Here is an 18,668-nt window from a genome sequence, read left to right on the forward strand (position 1 = left end):
ATTTTTTCTATCCTGCAACGTTCTTTAAATACCTCTTTTAAAATTAAATTGCATCCTCTATCTCAATATTTCGAATCGATAAGAAAGCAATGATAACTCCTACAACTGCAAAGCCTAATTGAACCGGAATAAAAGTAACCATTGAGAATACTGGATTAGAAGAGCAAACAATTGACACTACTAAGAGAGATGACAATATAGTTATAGGAACAGAATGTCTACGCATTCCAAAATACAATGGAATCAAGCTGATTCCTGCAGAGGCAAATGAATATGGGATCATTTTCAAAACTTCAGCAATGTATTGACTTGCAGTTATTGAAAATGGAACAATGTTAAAAACATTACTAAAGATAGAAAATAAACCCGCAACTACGATATTACTCAATAACATGGTTATAAAAGTTATAGCCGCTATAAAAAGCAATTTACTAGCAATTAATTTCTTACGATTAATTGGATATGAAAACATGATCAGTATGGTTTTGCTTTTATATTCACCAATCACTATTTTCGCGATTAATACCGAGGCAAACACAATAAATGTAGCTCTGACCATTGCACCAATCAATACGAAAAAGTCTAGATGCGTCGTAGCAATTATGTCACCTTCAATTTGAGAGATGTACATTACGAACCAAAGTAAGGCTATCATAAGGATGTTTGCTATTATTGCTCCTCTGAAATACCAGCCAAATTTATTTTTCACAAGTTCTAATTGCATTAATTTAAGCATTAATCCCCTCTCCGTTCATTAAATTCATGAAATATTCCTCCAAAGAGCTATGCTTTTTGTTGATACTTTCAATCTCAATATCATTCATAATAAGGGCTTTTGAAATCTCTTGCTGTGTTGCGGTCATCTCATATATGCGAATTGTTTGATCACTCACGATTTTATAATTTTTTAACTCTAGCTGATTATCTAAAATGAAAGCAGCTTTTTTGATATTTTGTACCTTAACCTCAATAAAATCTGTCTGTTCTCCTTTGATACTCTTCATAGAAACTTCTTTTATCAATTTTCCATTTTGAATGACTCCAATAGTGTCTGCCATTTGTTCCATTTCGGCTAATATGTGGCTAGAAACTAATAAAGTAATGCCATATTCTTTGCAAAGCATTTTAAATAGCTCTCGCAATTCTTTAATACCGATTGGGTCTAAACCATTGATAGGTTCATCTAAAATTAACAGTTCTGGTTTTGTAGTAATCGCTCTAGCTATTCCTAATCTTTGTTTCATTCCAAGTGAAAAATCTTTCACCTTTTTGTCATCTACATTATTTAACTTCACAAGATCTAAAGCATGGTCAATTGACTTCTTGTCATAATAGCCCATGTATTCACAATGTAAGTAAAGATTTTCTCGAGCTGTTAGCTTCTCATAAAAAATAGGATATTCAATAATTGTCCCCATTCTTTTTAAGACTTCGTATGATGTATTCGTTAACTTTTGACCAAAAATTTCAATATCACCGCTCGTCGGTTTGATTAAATTTGTAATCATTTTCATAATAGTAGTTTTACCGGCCCCGTTTGGACCCAAAAATCCGTATATTTCACCTTGCTTCACATGCATATTGACCCCGGAAACAACCTCTTTTCCTTCAAATACTTTGGTTAGTTGATTTGTTTTTAATATATATGACATTTTGTCTTCCCCTTTCGCTGTCTCTTTTTATTGTACGGAACGAACATCTCTTTTTTCTTACTCGATTCTTACAAATTTCTTAAGCCCTTCAAAAGCGAAAGGAGATATTCATTTTTGTGACAAGAAACAAAACAAAAAGCTTGTAGAATCTTTCTACAAGCTAATATTTCATTCTTTTTAACATAATTGTAAATACTGTTTTATCATAAGGCTTACTTGAAAGATGAATTTCCCCATCTAAAGCTTCAACAAGCCGTTTCGTGATTGTCAGCCCAAGTCCACTACCTTGATATAAACGATTTCTTGAATCTTCTAATGTATACATTCGCTCAAAAACTTTATCGATATGTGACTCCGAAATACCTTTTCCTTTATCCCAAATATCAATGTACACTGTCTTGTCATCACTTCTTAAAGTTATTCCTAGTGTTTTTCCATCATCACCATACGTAATTGCATTCGATATTAAATTATTTAGAATTCTACTTAACACGTCTGTATTTCCATGTGCATATAGTTGTTCATTCGGAATATTAATTTCAACCGAAAAGCCCTTCGCCATAAGTAAATCATAGTACGATAAAATATTTTCCTGACATACTTCGTTCATATTAACTCTCGTTAACTCGATTTCTTTATCTCCTGACTCCAGTTTGGATAAATCAAAGAATTTTCGAATAAGTTCCATTACTTCAATTGTTTTTATATGTACCTTTTCTAACAAAACATGTCGTTCATCCTCGTTCATTGTTGGATCTGTATGTAATATCTCTATATAGCCGAGAACAACCGTAAGCGGTGTTTTCAAATCATGAGATATATTAGAGAGCATTTTGCGCATTGATATTTCTACCTTTGCTTGATTTGCATTTGTTGTATGCTTTGCTACTAAGAATTGATTAATAACCACTAATAACTTTTGCAGTTCTTTATCATCAGTTACTACTAATAACTTTTCAGTTGTTTGCTTTTCTAAATTACTCTGTAGCTTTTCATAAATGTATCTTAAATCCTTATCTTTATTTTTCTGCGTATTGTATTGGAAAACGATAAAACCTATTAATACGATGATTATTAATATTAAAAAAAACACCATTTTACATCACTTCCAATTTATATCCGATTCCCCATAACGTTTTAATATACACTGGGTTTGATGGATCGTCCTCAATCTTCTCTCGGAGTCTTCTCATATGAACATTAATAACATTTTCATCACCATAATATTCTTCATTCCAAATGAGATTATAAATTTGAGCTTTTGAAAATACACGATTTCGATTTTTGGCAAATAACTTTAATAACTCAAACTCTTTAGAAGTGAGTTTAATGACTTCACCTTTCTTCCAAGCTGTATAATTGATTGTATCTATTTTCAAGTCACCAATTTGTATAATTTTATCGTCTACCTTTGGAGGAACTGAATATTTTGTCGAACGACGAATTCCTGCCTTTACTCTTGCAGACAACTCAATCATTGAAAAGGGTTTGCAAATGTAATCATCTGCTCCAAGACCTAACCCAATCGCCTTATCAACATCAGTATCCTTAGCAGACATCATTAAAATTGGCACAGCACTATTTTCGCGAATCAATCTCACAACTTCTAAACCATCTATCTTCGGCATCATAATATCAAGAATGACTAGATCAAATGAACCTTGCATAAACTTCGCTAGCCCATCTTCTCCATCTGAAGCCGTCGCTACAACAAACCCCTCTTTTGTTAAATAGCTTTGGACCATTTCTTGTATAGATATATCATCTTCAACTAGCAAAATATTAGATTGCATGCACTTCTCGCTCCTAGCTTTTACATATTCACACAAGTAATTATACCTCAATATGGATTTACTGATAATAAAAGGTTAAATTTTGTTTAGAGTGGAAGCGAAATAATATAAGGCTATGATTAATTCTGGAATAAATAGAGAGTGATACTGAAATGTTCCTCTACTTTTCTTCTTTAGTGTCCCATACCCAATCTACAACTATTTGCATTAGTGCTAATGCCAAACAGAAGAGGAACCCTTTCATAAAAGGCTCATTTTTATGAGTGAAGTAATCGATAATATTCCATGTAATAATGGCAACCAAGAATATAAAAATATACTTTTTAATAGATTTCATAAGCTCGGCACTTCCATTCTATGTACTATTTTCATACAAACATACCTCTTGAATAGACCTAATTGATTATTATCAGATAACTTCTTCGATATTTTCTTTAGTAAATTTTCCATAACGACCATAAAAAAATTATTAAACCGATAATTCCTAAGGTGGTACTTAGTAATGCTTTATATTTAGATGAAACATGAAACCAAATTAGAACGCTATGTACAATTATTCCAATTGAAAATAGCAAACCGCTAATTATTTTCAAAAAAACTATGTCAACGATTCGTCCAATCATTAAAAGTAGAATACTAAGAGCTATCAAACTGTAAGTAGAGAGAACACTTTTTTTCGTCAACTCACCCACAAACCGTTTTCGATCCTCTTCTGACATCTTCATTAAAGACCTTCTCATCAAAAAAGTTGGTATCATAATAAATAATAGTAATTGGATAATGGCATCAATTCTCATCAATTTCTCCTTCTTCATAATACCTCTTAATTTATTATTTTACCTTATATTGGTAGAAATAAATATATCAAAATTATATACAAATAAATTGAAATCACTAATTAAAAGGTACTCCATTATATTTGTAGAATTTATTATTAAAATAGAAAAAGCACTACTCATGCTTCAATTCAATAAGTTGATTAGTTGGAGTAATAGCTATTTTCAAAAACGCGTTTTAGGAAATTATAGTCACTACGGTAGAGGAAGGTGAATAGAATTAAAAAATTTTATGTATTCATTATTATTGGATTGATTGTAATTTGTACATTTATTTTTGAACCTTTTCGTTCAGAACCACCTACACCAAAAATAACGACTGGAAAAACTGTCATTCCTACTACACAAGGATCATTTTGTTGGGAGGGAAATTTATTTGCTAGATGTGTAGATAAGATTTATTCTTCCCCTTTAGAAATGGCAAAAGTACATAAACCAATGATAGTCTCTCCTAATCAAGAAATTATGATTAAATTTAAAAAGGAACCTCTTGCCGGAACTTTAATAGTGGAAGAACTGAGAAATGAAAACAATATTAAAAATATAAAAGTTAAAAATGGAAAAATTTTAGCACCCAAAGAAAAAGGTGTGTACTTTTATCACGTTATAGCTAATTGGAAAAATGGAAGTGGAAATCACGCCTTCTCAATAGAAGTAAAATAGCCTTAATAAAAACTATCTAAAAACAAAGTAGATAATTCGTAATATTTTATGATTCTACTAAAAAACAGATTATTTTATTATTTATGTGTAATGATGAACAGAAAAATAAATAAAAGCCGGGATGACAAAACGTTGTCATTCCTGGCTTTACGGCATTGAGTATTGTCTTAAATAATCGCTTCAATATTAGTTAAATCTTCGGCAGTAAGTTTGATCTCACTTGCTTTTAAGTTTTCTAATAATTGATTTGTCTTTTTCCCACCAGGTATAACAGCTGTTATACCTTTTTGTGCTAGTAACCACGCAATTGCTAAGTTACCAATTGTAGTATCTTTCTTAACAGCTATTTCTTTTAATTTATCAACTTTTGATAAGTTTGCTTCAAAATTTCCAGCTTTAAAAAGATCTACACGATTTCGCCAGTCACCACTATCTAATTTCAAATCTTTTGTATATTTCCCTCCTAGAATACCAAAAGCAAGAGGTCCATATGCAACAACAGCAATTTGTTGCTCGATGCAATATGGCAAAATATCTTCTTCAATAGCACGGTTTAGCATATTGTACTCCAACTGGACAACATCAATCTCTCCTGTACTATTAGCTTCTTCTAACTGCTCAAGCGTTACATTTGAAATACCAATTGCCCTAATTTTGCCCTCTTGCTTCAACTTCACCAATTCAGCAACTGCTAATTCAAGCGAAGCACCTAGTTCAGGAAAATGGATATAGTAAATATCAATATAGTCTAAACCTAAACGTTGTAAGCTAGCTTCACATGCACTTCGTAAATAGTCAGGTAAGTTATTTGTGACTATTTCTCCTTTTTCATTCTGCATTCTCGCACCCTTTGTAGCTAATATGTATTGCTCACGTGGGAAACTTTGAAGTACTTCTCCAACTAATTCTTCTGAACGACCAGGCCCATATATATCTGCCGTATCAATGAGTGTAACTCCATTGTTTAATGCTACTTTCACTAATTCTTTTCCATCTTCCTCATTCAAATTTTCGAACAAGTTATGTCCACCGACCGCATTCGTGCCTAAACCAATTGTTGAAATGGAAATATACTGTTTTTCAATTGTCGTATAGTTCATCCAAGATTCCTCCTTTTACATTTAGCGTGATAAGTGAATGAGTTCCTCAGCAACTAGGTGACTAAAACTAATGATTTTTTTTGATAGCTGATTAAATTTCCGACGTGATAGATTCCCAGTTGAACCCGAGACTGCAAAGGCCGCTACTACCTCATGATTGATCAAAATCGGTGCTGCGATACAGCGCATACCGATTTCAGTTTCCTCATCATCTATAGCATAACCACGTTTGTTAATCTCTTGAATATGTCTTAGAAATAGATCCTTTTCCTGAAAAGTCTGAGCAGTCATTGGCGTAAAGTCGATATTATTAATTATGGCTTTTTGATCTTCATCGGATGAAAAAGCCAGTAATACTTTACCTATGGCAGAATGATGCACCTTTGATTCTCTCTTCCTTGACTGCACATCAATCTCAATTCCTTCTCTATTCACAATTCGTTTCGTGACAAGTTGTTCATCTTCGATTACTGCAAGATAGACATTTTCTTGTATTTCTTTTACGACCTCAAGTGGCGTTTTTAATTCATGCCAAGGAATCTTTTTAAAGTTCACAATGACTGTTTGAAAAAATGCCTGATTCACTTGAAAATAGGATTTTTCTTTCGTAATTAACTTGTATTCTTGTAAAATCGCTAAAATCCGATAAGTTGAAGTAGAACTTAATCCAAGTTCATCCCCAATCTCAGTCGCTTTCAGTTTTGGATGCCGTTTTAATAACTCCAGCATCCTAAGCCCGTTTTGCAATGTTCTCTGTTCTGTTGCCTTCAACTCACTCACCTCACTACATATTTAGCATAAAGATGGATTGAGGAAATAGAAAATAATTATGCTTTATTTTCGTATATAGAGAAAATACGAGTTTGAATTGAACTTTTCTTGATATGTTATTCAAACACTTAATTTGTTTACAGAGATGGAGAAAATGTAATTGTATAGCTTTCTCCTAACTCATCCCGTAACTGCTCTGATAGTCTTAAGCCATCTTTATTGAATTTAGCGATTAAATCTTCAGCATTAGGTAATCTCTTATCAGTATCCCAGTCTATCCATTCTCCGTAATTTTCTGACCAACTAGAGAATGAATCAAGTAAATTTATCGATAAATCAAACTCTTCAATCTCAAAATTAGCACGACACTTTCCACACCAAATTGGATCTGTAAAATCCGCCTCTACAATCAAATTGTTAGAAATCTGTGAATTACAATTACATTTCATTCTATTTCCCCTTTTATATACTCTGCTGTTTAAACACCGAATTTTTTATATTTAATTCCTTAACCAACCATCATCATTTATCACCCTGACTGTATCACTAGCCCAATCATCTTTCTTAACAACCTCAAGGTCACATCGGTAAACTTCTCCACACTATCCGCTGCAACAGATTGAGGTCCATAAATCATTCTGAATAACTGCAACTGCTCCTCACTTGGCATATCAGTATTCAAGAATAAATGCATGACATGAATGCCCTTCTTCTCTGCATCCATTACCGCTTCTGCTGTATCAACAATCCCATTTTGCGCATAGCCAAATGCTGAGGGTTCCCCGTCGGAGAAAACAAGTAGAAATCGATGTTTTTCATCACGTGCTTCTAATCGCTTCGTCATCCAACGAATTGCAAATCCATCGCGATTATCTTCATGTGCTTCTAATGCCATAATGGCAGAGCCACTATCCTTTGCACCGTCCTCTAATTTATGCACCCATTCAAATGTATTCGGTTGTTTTTCTTCCGTTGCTTCGTAGGCATCTTCATAAAAAGAAACGATTTCATGTGTTATACCCATTTTGCGTAAAACATCATGAAAAAGTAGAACTGCTTGCTTTGTTTCATCCATTTTATCAATCATAGAAGCCGAGCCATCAACTAATAAACCAAACACTGCATCTAAAGGCTTGGCTGGTGAATTTTTCTTATAAAATGGCTTTGGTCTTTCATCGATTAAAAAGGTTGTTAACTTGGAGGAAAGTCGACCTTTTGTTAAATGGTCACGTCTAGCAATTTCCTTTTGAGCCATACGCTTTCTAAATTCAGCCATTAATGCCTTCACATAAGGTTCTTGGGTAGTACGCCAAGTGACTAAATCATCCATTGAACTAGCTTCTCGGACCGTTTCAATTCTTCTCTCTTCATAGATGACATTACGATGTTCTTCACCAAAGTATTTGCCTGCTCGTTTTTTCTCAGGAGGCAATTTTTTTACATCGTCAGTATCATCTTGTTGAACAGAATCCTTTTGGTCTTGTGCTCCGCCAATACCGACTTCGGAAATCTCTGCACCTTCTCGTCCTTCTTCTGCTTCTGTTGACATTGCCTTTCCTTCATTACCATGCTCTAGTTCATAACGCATATGGACGCCCTCGTCAGACTGTGACTCGCGATGCCAAGTGCGGAATAGCTCTTCAATCGTTTCTTTTGCCTCTTCTTTGTTACCTTGTTCTTGTTCTGTAACACCTTTATGTTCATTGAACTTTGCTGCTTCTGCTATAGAATCCATAACTGCATAGTAAGTATGCATTAAGTCTTTTTCCACATGTTTTGCAATCATAGCCATTACGCGATAAACAACCGCAATGTTATCTTCAGTTGAACGAGCATCATAAAGAGACTGCCATGTGAATTGTAATGGTTCAAAAAAGTCAGGCATACTAGATGTATCTAATTGCATAGAGCCTTCATGTGCCATGACGAATAAATAATTCAAAGTAGCATCTGCTAAAAAGCCCTTTTGTAAATTAACTTGAAGTTGCTGCTTATGAAACTCTAAATACACTCTACGTCTTACGTTAAATGCCTCACCAGTACCTGGTCGTTCCTTCTCGACTGCATCCATTAAACGGAATTCTTCTGCCATTAATACAAGTTGCTCAAATAAATGGCCATTAGGTTCCCCTTGTAAATCCTCAAGTAATTCTAAAAAAGGCTGCACTGAAAAATAGCGCCAAAAGCCAGCCGCTAGCAAATAGATATCCGATAATCTCCCAGCATGCATGATTGCCCGATCACGATGACGCCAAAAAACACTCATTGAAAGTGCCTGTTCCTTAGGACGTAACTCTAGCACTTGTCTTTCTGTTAAAGATAAGTATGGTGCATGAGATAACGCTCGCGTTAACTGCTCATAATGAAGCATCTGGCGTGCATTAATCTGTTCATTATTAAATTGAATAAAGCGATTCATCTGTGACATGCAATCAACCTCACTTCACCCACGTTTTAGCTAATTCCATTACGAGCTCACGTTCTCCAACATCGTCCAATTTCTCTGCGACTGCATAGCGAATTGCGCGTAGTGGTTCAATATATTGTGCTAATTCAGTAGCGTCCATTAAACTACGGATAGATGCTGCTTCTTCACTTAGCAAGCCATTTTGCACCTGCCCCTTCAAATCCTCAGCTAAATTGTACATGACGTTTTTCAAACTTTGTGGTGCATTTGGAAAAGCACTTTCCCATAAATTCTTCAGCTGCTCACCAGCTAAGTATGGAATGCTGTAGGAAATAAAGCGGTTCTTCAGTGCCTCATTCATCGGTGCTGTTCCGATATAACCTTCGTTAATAGCCGATAATACATTAAAATGTGGATGAGCTTCAATTACTTCTCCCGTAAACGGATTTGTTAACATACGTCGATAATCAAGAACACTGTGTAAAATCGGTAATGTCTCCGCCTTTGCCATATTGATTTCATCAATATATAGTAAGTGCCCTTCCTTCATCGCCTTAACAACAGGTCCTTCCACAAACTCAATTACTGTTTCTCCATCCTTTTGCACGATTGTCTTAAAGCCAAGTAAGCTTTCAGCATCTAAATCAACCGAGCAGTTGATACTATGCATAGGCTGTCCAAAATAAGCAGACACCGATTCAGCTAACTTCGTTTTACCTGAACCCGCTGGCCCTTTTAATAGCACTGGTTTTTGCAAAGCAACACTGATCAATACATCTTGCCACAACGTCGGGTCTGGTGAAATGTAGCCACCATTTCCAATAAGTAATGCTTGTTCTTCGCTATATACACGAGCAAGACGCTCATTCTTAATCTTTTCAACTAAATCATGCATGTCTAGTTCCTCCTTGTTGAGCTTACATATGATAAAAAACGGCTTTCGCATATTTTTGCGGAAGCCGTTTTTGTTTAATACTACTACTTATTCGAAGTATTCTTTGTAGAAGCCACCAATATTTCCTGAATTATCGATAACAAAAATGAATTCTTCTGTTTCATTTTTCACTTCATATTCTTTTCCAACTGTTAGTACATTTGATACAAGGTATTTCTTTGCATCTGTTTGTTTACAAGTAACTGTTTTAATAGTTGGCGCGTCTTTCCATTTTAAATGTAACATGGTATAAACAACCTCTCTTATTAGAAAATCCTTAATAAATACGTAAATAGATTACATTCTCCTATTTTAAACGATTTTCACTGGAATGTGCGAGAAAAGCGCATATTTTTTTGAGAAATTGTAACTGGATAGTAAAGTGATTTATAAACTTATGCCAATCTTAACGACTTTTATTAGTTAAAGCTTTTCTTAATAACTAAAAATTTCACATATAAAAACCCATAATTTTTAACAACTATTCAAAAAATCTGATATAATTGATATGGAAAACATTTCATAAAAAAGATATATATTGATTAACCAAATACTGAGAATAAATAATTTTAAAAGGAGGTATAAGACAGTGGATAAATTAAGAATTAACTCTTCAAAATAAAAATTTGAGGAGGATAAAAAATGGAATTAACATATAAAAACAGTAAAACTATCGATAGTGAACAATTAAAAAATTTATATAACGATGTTGGTTGGACTGCTTATACAAAAGATATAGAATTGCTTCAACAAGCATTACTTCAATCTTTAGAGGTCGTCTCTGCTTGGGATGATCACAACTTAGTGGGGTTAATTCGTATAGTTGGTGATGGTTTAACGATAATTTATATACAGGACATACTTGTATTAAATGAGTATCAAAACAAAGGAATTGCTTCTCAATTAATACAAGATGTTATGAGCAGATATGAGAGTGTTCGACAAAAAGTACTATTAACTGAAGAAGCTCCAGATGTAAGACATTTTTATGAAAAACAAGGCTTTCAATCTTGTGATAAAGGCGATTTAGTATCGTTTGCTAAGTTAAATTAGATGGTACTTGTCTAATATTTAGTAATAGAAATGTTACAAAAGAGGTAGAGTTGATTTTATTACTCTACCTCTTTTGAATTTAATCAATATGGACTGCTGCGAAGTGATATTCAGCTGATTTGTGGTATGCTAATACTATATAATTGTACTTTTCGCACTTGGAGGTGTCCTCATGTCCTTTGGTAGCTTACCGGGATGGTTTTTCGTCATCGCATTTGCCTTCTTCATTATCTTCTTTATCGTTGCAGAATGGAAAACACGAAAATAACATGACTAAAAGCGATAGGAGATGCTGTCTCCTATCGCTTTTTTATTGAACAGTTATATTAACTTGAATTGGTTAACTACAAATGAATCTTCGATATGTCCTACAATATCCCCTGCATCATTCTTAATGAAAGGTGGTCGCAATTCTTTTAAGTACTGGATCATATTCTTATCTTTATAATTTATCTGTTCTAAAATTGAAGCAATTATATTTGGCCACACATCTTCTGAACCATTCATCACCTTTAGTGCAATACCGATTCTTTCTTCTTTTAAAGCGAAGCAATAAACTCCTTGCGCTCCTCCTTTTGCAACAATATTTGAACTTTGCAATAGTGTGCTACATATGAAGTTTTCTGATGCAATCATATTATTATGTCGGTTCATAGCTGCTGTTAGTTTAACTACCGCTTTTCTTATTTCGGTATCTTCAATTAAATCTGGACAACCTAGTTTAAGGAAACAAATGGCCATATTTTCAAGTGGAATTGCAAATACCGGAACTCCACAACCATCAATACCGATTTTAATTTGATCAACTGCCATATTTGATAGTTTGGCAAGTATATGTAGAATTTGCTGTTGTAGAGGATGCTCTGGCTTCCAATACTCATCAACAGAGTAACCTAATTCACGACAAACCGTGATAAAGCTCATATGTTTGCCAGCACAATTGTGATACAATTTACGCTTTACTTTACCTTCTCTTATAACTTGCTGTTGTGGACTTTTATTTAATGGATAAGAGGGAGCACAATAAAGCTCCTCTTCTTCTACAGGTAGTTTTGACATCATACTCTCTAATGCATCTACTTGATAGGATTCTCCTCGATGAGAGGCCATAAATAAAGCACTTTCTTGTTCAGTCAATTGATACTTTTCAATAATATTCGTCATAAATACAGGAATTGCTTGTATCGGTTTAGCTGCCGAACGTAAGAAAACATATTGCTCTGTATCACCGACATGAAACGCAGTTTGTAGCTGATCATCTACGCCACAAATTATACCTGTATGAGTATTTTCAAGCATATTTGCTCGATATTCTTTTATCAAAATATCATATGTCATTAGCAATCATCCACCTTACAAAGGTATTCTTAAACTTATAAATCTAGTAAGACCTTTTGAGCTTGTATAGCAGCTCCCCTTACGACCCCTTCACTACCAAGCTTTGAGTATACAATTTTAAGATTTTGACGAATGGACTGCCATATATAACGGTCACATTTTTCTTCTATAAATTTGCCTATCCCCGGTAACTCATCAATTAAATGCCCACTTAAAATGATATACTCTGGTTCATACAAACAAGCCATATTACTAACAGCTAGCGCTATATACGTAGTTACACGGTCCATTATATTACATGCCCATGTCTCCTTTGAACGATAGGCATCATATACTTCTTCTATAGAATGGATTGGCTTTACTTTATTGGCATCAGCTATAATGGCACTTTCAGAAATATACGTTGATAAGCAACCTACTTTACCACAATGGCATATTAAGCCATTAGGATCGATCACTGTATGACCAATTTCTCCAGCGTTATTTGAAGTGCCACGGTGTACTTCACCATGAAGTAAAATGGCTGCACCAATACCTGATCCAATGCCTAGTAAAATACAATTATCAGAGTCTATTGATTGCCCAATTGTATTTTCAGCTATTATTTTCATCTTAAGCTCGTTATCAATGATGACATTATGAGTCGTTAATTCCTTTAAATCATCTGCCAGTGAGATGTTTCCCCACTGCAGTTGTTCGGAAATTTTAACGATTCCTTTTTCATAATCAATAGAACCTGGTAATCCTACCCCTAAACCGATCACTTTTTTCATTTCAATATGGTTTTCATTAATGATTTGTAAAGTTTTTTCATGAATATTATTTAAAGTTTCTCTATAACTCTCTTGTGATTTTCTCTGGAAAATTTTAAAGTCCACAAGCTCCCCTAGAAAATCGACTAAGCCAACTCTAACTATTCGACGATCTAGTTCCACACCTACTGTATATAAGACATCTGGACATAATTCCAACAATGTTGGCCTTCTTCCAATACTTGTTGATTCAATAAGTGATTCCCGAACAAACCCTTCTTCTTGTAGCTCTTGAACAATTCTCGTAATTGAAGTTGGACTCATTTTCGTTACTTTGGACAGTTGTATCCGAGAAATTGGTGACATCGTTCTTATTAATTCTAAAACTAATAATCTATTTTGTTTTTTCATCAATAATTGGTCTTGCTTTTCCATAAGACACACTTCCCTGTTCATAAGTAAAATTCTCGAGAAACATTCCTTATGTTCATAGTAATGGAAATTACTAGAAAAATCACTTTATAACTTATATTTTCGGATAAATTCTACAGCTTGAGAAATATCTGCTTCAGGAGCATCCTTTACTTCTCTCTCAATAGTTAAATATCCTGTGTAGTCTACTGCTTGTAATGCTTTAAAATAGCTGTCAAAATCAACATCTCCTTGACCTAATGGAAGCTCTCTGAAATATTCTCCAGCAGCTACCATTTCAGCAATTTTACGATGATCTACCCCTTCTCCGTACCCTACAAAGCCATAGACATCTCTTGGGTCAGTCTTTTTTAGCTGCACGCCATCCTTCACATGGGTATGAACAATATAGTCTTGTAAAATTTCCACCCCTGTAACTGGATCATCGCCTGTTACCATAACCATATTGGCTGGGTCAAAATTTACTGACACACCATTGGTACTTAGACTATCTAAAAACTCCTTTAAAGTTTCAGCTTTTTCAGGTCCAGTTTCAATTGCAAAGTAAGCATCTAGACTTTTCGCGTATTGCCCTAGCTCCTCACATGCTTGCTGTAATGCATAGTAAATTTCACTATTTTGATCTTCTGGAATGATACCAATATGTGTTGTCACAATATTGGTACCAAGTTCGACTGCCATATCTAGTATTCTTTTTGATTTTTCGACTTTGAGTGCATTGTCATGTTTGTTTTGAAAACCATGCCCTCCTAAATCACCACATAAAGCTGAAATATCTAAATCTATTGATGTTAAGTAATCTCTTAATTCTTTTCGAGCTGATGTAGACATATTCTCAGGTGCCATTTCTCCCGAAACGGCATAGATTTGAACACCGTCCGCTCCGATGTCTTTCGCTTTTTTTAAACCTTCGTAAAGGGGTAATCCAAAGCTATCCACTATAACACCGATTTTATTAGATAGTTGTAAGGTTGATGTCATTTTAGTAGCGCACCTCGCTTTTTGTTTCTGCTGCTTTATAAATACCTTCTAGGATTTTCATAATTTCAACTCCATCTTCAACTGGTGCTTGTGAAACTACGCCTGTTACGCAGCTTTCAATAAATGAATTAATTTCATTTTGAAAAGCATTTTGGAAATCGAAACTTAAGTGATCAATTTGAGGTTGCATATTCAAAATTGTATCGTTTTCTTCGCTAATAATGACTAGTTCTGGTTCTAATTCTGCCCCGCCTTTTGTGCCAAATAGTTTTACGCCTAATTCATCCTCTTTTGCATGTAATGTATATGACACATCGACTAATAAAGAGGCACCATTTTCGAATGTAATTAAGGCATTTGCTAAGTCTTCCACTGTATTTTCTGTTTGATCATAATCAGCTGTTTTATAAAAACTTAGATTCTTTACGTTTTTTCGATTCCCTAGATGGTTATACGTATTGCCTGAGATTGATTTTACTTTTGGTCTGCCCATCAAATACCAGCAAATATCGATGATGTGCACCCCAATATCAATTAAAGGGCCGCCACCTGACTTATTGACATCTACAAACCAGCCTCCTGGGTTTCCTAGGCGTCTCGTATACGTAGCCTTAGCATAATAGATATCCCCTAGCTTACCAGCATCAATAAAGGACTTTAATACTTTTGTGTTCGTACCAAATCGTCTCACAAATCCTACCTGGAATACTTTGTTATGCTTATCTGCCTCTTCTTGAATTGCATAAGCTTCCTCTACTGTCATACATAAAGGCTTCTCAACTAGGATGTGTAAATCATGTTTTAATGCTTCGATCGCAATTTCAGCATGCGTTTTGTTCCAAGTACAGATGCTGACCGCGTCAACATTCGTGTCTGAAAATAACTCTTCTAAATTTTTAAATACCTTTTTTGCATCATATTGTTCAGCTTTTTTTTGCGCTCTTTCATACACATAATCATAAACACCGTATATAGTGACATCTGGATTATTAGCATAAGCTTTAAAATGATGGTCAGAAATTGTACCTGTTCCTATAACACAAACATTTATTTTCGACATAATTCCAGCTCCTTTTGATGTGGTTTATCTGTTAACAGTTCGTCTCATGCCATAAGCGTCTGACATTATCCATCCCAATTTTTGAACCAACTTCGCAATCTTCCATGCCTTCAAATTCTATTGTGAGATAACCATCATATCCTGAGGATTTAACAGTTTTCATGATTTCACGAATATTAAGGTCACCGTGTCCTACAATTGCACCGCGTATATAATTATCGTTTACTGTTCTAAACCATTCGCCTGCACCTGGATTTTCAAAATAAGGTCTAGTATAAAAATCTTTAAAATGCACTGTTGCAGCGTACGGAATATTTTTCTTTACACCTACTAAAGGTTCTTCATCTATACACAGGAAATTTCCTACATCTAATGTTGTTTTAAAATTCGGTCTATTCACTGCATGAATAACTTGTTGTACCCGATCACTCGTTTGAACATTAAAACCATGATTTTCAATTGTTGTTGTAATACCAAACTGTGCTGCATAATCTGCGAGGAGTTGGCTTCCTTTTACGAGTTTATCGAAGTGTTCGTTAAAATAATGTATTGTCATATCCTCTTTTGGTAACGAAAAGGCAGTAACATCATGTCGCATAATTTTAATGCCCATTCGATTCACAATATCAACATGTTGCTTTAATCGCTCTACCTCTGCATAAAATGCTTCATCGGTCTCTTGAACAAAATTTGCTGGTAAAGAATATGCTGATAATTCAAGTCCAAGTTGTTGGGCTTTTTCTTTAATTTGATCGGCAAGTTCCGGGTTATCTACAACTGTGAATTCATATGGTACAAGTTCGACGTGCTCTCCACCATTATCTGCAACCCATTGAATGACATCTAATACATCCATATTTCCTGCTCGCATTTTTTTTACTAAGCTATACGTACTTAATCCAACTTTCATAGCGATCACCTCTTCGATTTATTGGTCTAACAAATGGCAAGATGCAAAATGATTTTCTTCTTGAAGCTGTTGTCTTTTTGGCTTCTCTTTTTTACAAATATCCATAGCAAAAGGACATCTTGTATGAAATGTACACCCTGATGGAGGATTTTTCGGACTCGGTATATCCCCTTTTAGAATGATTTTCTCTTTTCTTAATCTAGGGTTTGCAACTGGTACAGATGATAATAATGCTTTCGTATACGGGTGTTGCGGATTTACAAAAACAGTGTCTTTAGGACCCGATTCTACGATTGCGCCTAAATACATAACACCAATATTGTCACTTATATGCTCAACAACACTTAAATCGTGTGAGATAAATAAATAAGAAATACCATACTCTCTTTGTAAATCTTTTAATAGATTTAATATTTGAGATTGGATAGATACGTCCAGTGCAGAAACAGGTTCGTCTGCAATAATAAGCTGTGGTTTCATAATTAAAGCTCGTGCAATACCAATTCTTTGTCTTTGTCCACCACTAAACTCATGCGCATACCTTTCTGCGTGATACTCACTTAATCCTACAACTTCTAAGATTTCTAACACCTTTTTCTGACGCTCACTAGTCGATAGATTCGTATGAATAGTCAGCGGCTCAGCAATAATTTCTTTTACTTTCATACGTGGATTCAATGATGCATAAGGGTCTTGGAAAATCATTTGAACCGATTGCCTCATCTGCTTTAATTGCGATTCTTTTTTATTTGAAACTTCCATTCCATCAATCCAAATAGATCCTTCAGTCGGTTCTAATAATCTAGAGATGAGACGACCAGTAGTCGATTTACCACAGCCACTTTCGCCAACAAGACTAAATGTCTCGCCTTTTTGGATTTCAAATGACACATCACTTACTGCTTGAATTGTTTTTTTCTTCTCAAAAAAACCATTTGACAGCTCGAAGGATTTCTTGAGTTTCTCCACTTTTAATATTGTATTTGACATTCGCCTCACCTCGTTTCTAGTTCATATAGCCAACAACTGCATAACCTATCATTCTCTATTGCTAGACAAACAGGTTCTTGCTCATGGCAAATTGGCATTGCCATATTGCATCTAGGCGCAAATTTACAACCTTTTGGCATATTAGATGGATTGGGTACATTTCCTTTTATGGAATCTAATTTATCTTTTTTCTCGCCTAATTTTGGAACAGATGCGATCAACCCTTTACTGTATGGATGCTTCGGATTTTCGAATAAATCGTATACAGATGCCTCTTCAACAACTTTGCCAGCATACATAACAACTACTCTGTCACACATCTCAGCTACTACACCTAAATCATGTGTGATTAAAAGGATTGACATTTTTTCTTCTTTTTGAAGTTTTTTCATAAGCTCTAATATTTGCGCTTGAATTGTTACATCGAGAGCAGTCGTAGGCTCGTCTGCAATAAGTAAATTTGGATTACATGACATCGCCATAGCAATCATCACACGTTGTCTCATTCCTCCAGAAAGTTGATGCGGATATTCATCTACAATTTCATCTGGCCTTGCAATCCCTACTTTCGTGAGCATCGCAATTGCATGTTCTCTAGCTTCACTTTTACTTAACTTTAAGTGTACGCGGATTGGTTCAGTGAGCTGTTTTCCTATTTTCATTACTGGATTTAATGAAGTCATAGGATCTTGGAAAATCATCGCCATTTGCTTACCGCGCAATTTACGCATTTCATAGTCTGATAGATTGACTAAATTCGAGTTATTGAAATAGATATTTCCATTTGTGATTTCACCTGTAGTCCCTTGAAACAAACGCATAATGGATAATGATGTTAAACTTTTCCCACAACCAGATTCACCAACAAGACCTAACACTTCACCTTCATTGATATGAAAGTTAACTCCGTGCAATATTCTCGTCTTCTGTTTATCCCTCGTAAATTCCGTTTGTAATTCTTCAACCTGAAGTAGTTTTTTAGTCATATCCTGATTC

General features: G+C 34.7%; 21 protein-coding genes. 2 read left to right on the forward strand and 19 right to left on the reverse strand.

What is annotated here, in order from left to right; genetic code table 11:
- Positions 1 to 43: 43 nt before the first annotated feature.
- The 6 genes from MHH85_RS11785 to MHH85_RS11810 all read right to left on the reverse strand — a co-directional run bounded on the left by MHH85_RS11785 (position 44) and on the right by MHH85_RS11810 (position 4,242).
- Positions 44 to 736: an ABC transporter permease gene (locus MHH85_RS11785; protein ID WP_340707218.1), complete on the reverse strand. Its 693-nt coding sequence runs from the start codon at positions 734 to 736 to the stop codon at positions 44 to 46.
- On the reverse strand, positions 729 to 1,652 hold the full coding sequence (locus tag MHH85_RS11790; RefSeq protein WP_340707219.1) for an ABC transporter ATP-binding protein: 924 nt from the start codon (positions 1,650 to 1,652) through the stop codon (positions 729 to 731). Before MHH85_RS11790 ends, MHH85_RS11785 begins: the two co-directional genes overlap by 8 nt.
- A gap of 160 nt (positions 1,653 to 1,812) precedes the next feature.
- Positions 1,813 to 2,748, reverse strand: a complete 936-nt coding sequence (locus MHH85_RS11795) for a HAMP domain-containing histidine kinase (protein ID WP_340707220.1) — start codon at positions 2,746 to 2,748, stop codon at positions 1,813 to 1,815.
- Between the two features lies 1 nt (position 2,749).
- Entirely contained in the window at positions 2,750 to 3,445 is a 696-nt protein-coding gene (locus MHH85_RS11800) for a response regulator transcription factor (RefSeq protein ID WP_340707221.1), read from the reverse strand.
- A gap of 160 nt (positions 3,446 to 3,605) precedes the next feature.
- The gene (locus MHH85_RS11805; RefSeq protein WP_340707222.1) at positions 3,606 to 3,782 is read right to left on the reverse strand and encodes a hypothetical protein; all 177 of its coding nucleotides are present in this window, start codon (positions 3,780 to 3,782) and stop codon (positions 3,606 to 3,608) included.
- A gap of 97 nt (positions 3,783 to 3,879) precedes the next feature.
- Complete coding sequence (locus tag MHH85_RS11810; RefSeq protein ID WP_340707223.1) at positions 3,880 to 4,242, reverse strand: hypothetical protein; 363 nt, start codon at positions 4,240 to 4,242, stop codon at positions 3,880 to 3,882.
- Positions 4,243 to 4,491: 249 nt separating this feature from the next.
- Between MHH85_RS11810 and MHH85_RS11815 the strand changes: the two genes are divergently transcribed.
- Positions 4,492 to 4,944 (forward strand): hypothetical protein, encoded by a 453-nt coding sequence (locus tag MHH85_RS11815; protein ID WP_340707224.1) that lies wholly within the window; start codon positions 4,492 to 4,494, stop codon positions 4,942 to 4,944.
- Positions 4,945 to 5,111: 167 nt separating this feature from the next.
- Here the strand turns inward: MHH85_RS11815 and MHH85_RS11820 are convergent, their stop codons facing one another.
- From MHH85_RS11820 to MHH85_RS11845, 6 genes are all read right to left on the reverse strand, one after another.
- Entirely contained in the window at positions 5,112 to 6,044 is a 933-nt protein-coding gene (locus MHH85_RS11820) for an aldo/keto reductase (protein WP_340707225.1), read from the reverse strand.
- A 21-nt stretch (positions 6,045 to 6,065) separates the two neighbouring features.
- Positions 6,066 to 6,815, reverse strand: coding sequence for an IclR family transcriptional regulator (locus tag MHH85_RS11825; RefSeq protein WP_340707226.1), 750 nt, complete (start codon positions 6,813 to 6,815; stop codon positions 6,066 to 6,068).
- 137 nt (positions 6,816 to 6,952) lie between these two features.
- A complete protein-coding gene (locus tag MHH85_RS11830; RefSeq protein WP_340707227.1) occupies positions 6,953 to 7,264 on the reverse strand; it encodes a hypothetical protein in 312 nt (103 codons plus the stop codon).
- A gap of 80 nt (positions 7,265 to 7,344) precedes the next feature.
- Positions 7,345 to 9,243: a vWA domain-containing protein gene (locus tag MHH85_RS11835; RefSeq protein ID WP_340707228.1), complete on the reverse strand. Its 1,899-nt coding sequence runs from the start codon at positions 9,241 to 9,243 to the stop codon at positions 7,345 to 7,347.
- 10 nt (positions 9,244 to 9,253) lie between these two features.
- Positions 9,254 to 10,117: an ATP-binding protein gene (locus tag MHH85_RS11840; RefSeq protein ID WP_193739253.1), complete on the reverse strand. Its 864-nt coding sequence runs from the start codon at positions 10,115 to 10,117 to the stop codon at positions 9,254 to 9,256.
- Positions 10,118 to 10,204: 87 nt separating this feature from the next.
- On the reverse strand, positions 10,205 to 10,402 hold the full coding sequence (locus tag MHH85_RS11845) for a DUF6501 family protein (protein ID WP_038189483.1): 198 nt from the start codon (positions 10,400 to 10,402) through the stop codon (positions 10,205 to 10,207).
- A 396-nt stretch (positions 10,403 to 10,798) separates the two neighbouring features.
- On the opposite strand from MHH85_RS11845, the gene MHH85_RS11850 reads away from it, so the two are divergent.
- Positions 10,799 to 11,209 (forward strand): GNAT family N-acetyltransferase, encoded by a 411-nt coding sequence (locus MHH85_RS11850; RefSeq protein ID WP_053416876.1) that lies wholly within the window; start codon positions 10,799 to 10,801, stop codon positions 11,207 to 11,209.
- Between the two features lie 321 nt (positions 11,210 to 11,530).
- Here MHH85_RS11850 and MHH85_RS11855 read toward each other — a convergent pair whose 3' ends face one another.
- The 7 genes from MHH85_RS11855 to MHH85_RS11885 all read right to left on the reverse strand — a co-directional run bounded on the left by MHH85_RS11855 (position 11,531) and on the right by MHH85_RS11885 (position 18,658).
- Positions 11,531 to 12,547 carry an asparaginase gene (locus tag MHH85_RS11855; protein ID WP_340707229.1) on the reverse strand — a complete coding sequence of 339 codons (1,017 nt, stop codon included), beginning with the start codon at positions 12,545 to 12,547 and terminating at the stop codon, positions 11,531 to 11,533.
- Between the two features lie 35 nt (positions 12,548 to 12,582).
- Positions 12,583 to 13,734 carry an ROK family transcriptional regulator gene (locus MHH85_RS11860; RefSeq protein ID WP_340707230.1) on the reverse strand — a complete coding sequence of 384 codons (1,152 nt, stop codon included), beginning with the start codon at positions 13,732 to 13,734 and terminating at the stop codon, positions 12,583 to 12,585.
- An 84-nt stretch (positions 13,735 to 13,818) separates the two neighbouring features.
- Positions 13,819 to 14,712, reverse strand: coding sequence for a sugar phosphate isomerase/epimerase family protein (locus tag MHH85_RS11865; protein WP_340707231.1), 894 nt, complete (start codon positions 14,710 to 14,712; stop codon positions 13,819 to 13,821).
- A 1-nt stretch (position 14,713) separates the two neighbouring features.
- The gene (locus MHH85_RS11870; RefSeq protein WP_340707232.1) at positions 14,714 to 15,772 is read right to left on the reverse strand and encodes a Gfo/Idh/MocA family protein; all 1,059 of its coding nucleotides are present in this window, start codon (positions 15,770 to 15,772) and stop codon (positions 14,714 to 14,716) included.
- Positions 15,773 to 15,803: 31 nt separating this feature from the next.
- Complete coding sequence (locus MHH85_RS11875) at positions 15,804 to 16,682, reverse strand: sugar phosphate isomerase/epimerase family protein (RefSeq protein ID WP_340707233.1); 879 nt, start codon at positions 16,680 to 16,682, stop codon at positions 15,804 to 15,806.
- Positions 16,683 to 16,700: 18 nt separating this feature from the next.
- On the reverse strand, positions 16,701 to 17,672 hold the full coding sequence (locus tag MHH85_RS11880) for an ABC transporter ATP-binding protein (protein ID WP_340707234.1): 972 nt from the start codon (positions 17,670 to 17,672) through the stop codon (positions 16,701 to 16,703).
- Positions 17,673 to 17,677: 5 nt separating this feature from the next.
- The gene (locus tag MHH85_RS11885) at positions 17,678 to 18,658 is read right to left on the reverse strand and encodes an ABC transporter ATP-binding protein (RefSeq protein ID WP_340707235.1); all 981 of its coding nucleotides are present in this window, start codon (positions 18,656 to 18,658) and stop codon (positions 17,678 to 17,680) included.
- Positions 18,659 to 18,668 lie beyond the last annotated feature (10 nt).

It is taken from the genome of Viridibacillus sp. FSL E2-0187, from assembly GCF_038006425.1.
GTDB lineage: Bacteria > Bacillota > Bacilli > Bacillales_A > Planococcaceae > Viridibacillus > Viridibacillus arvi.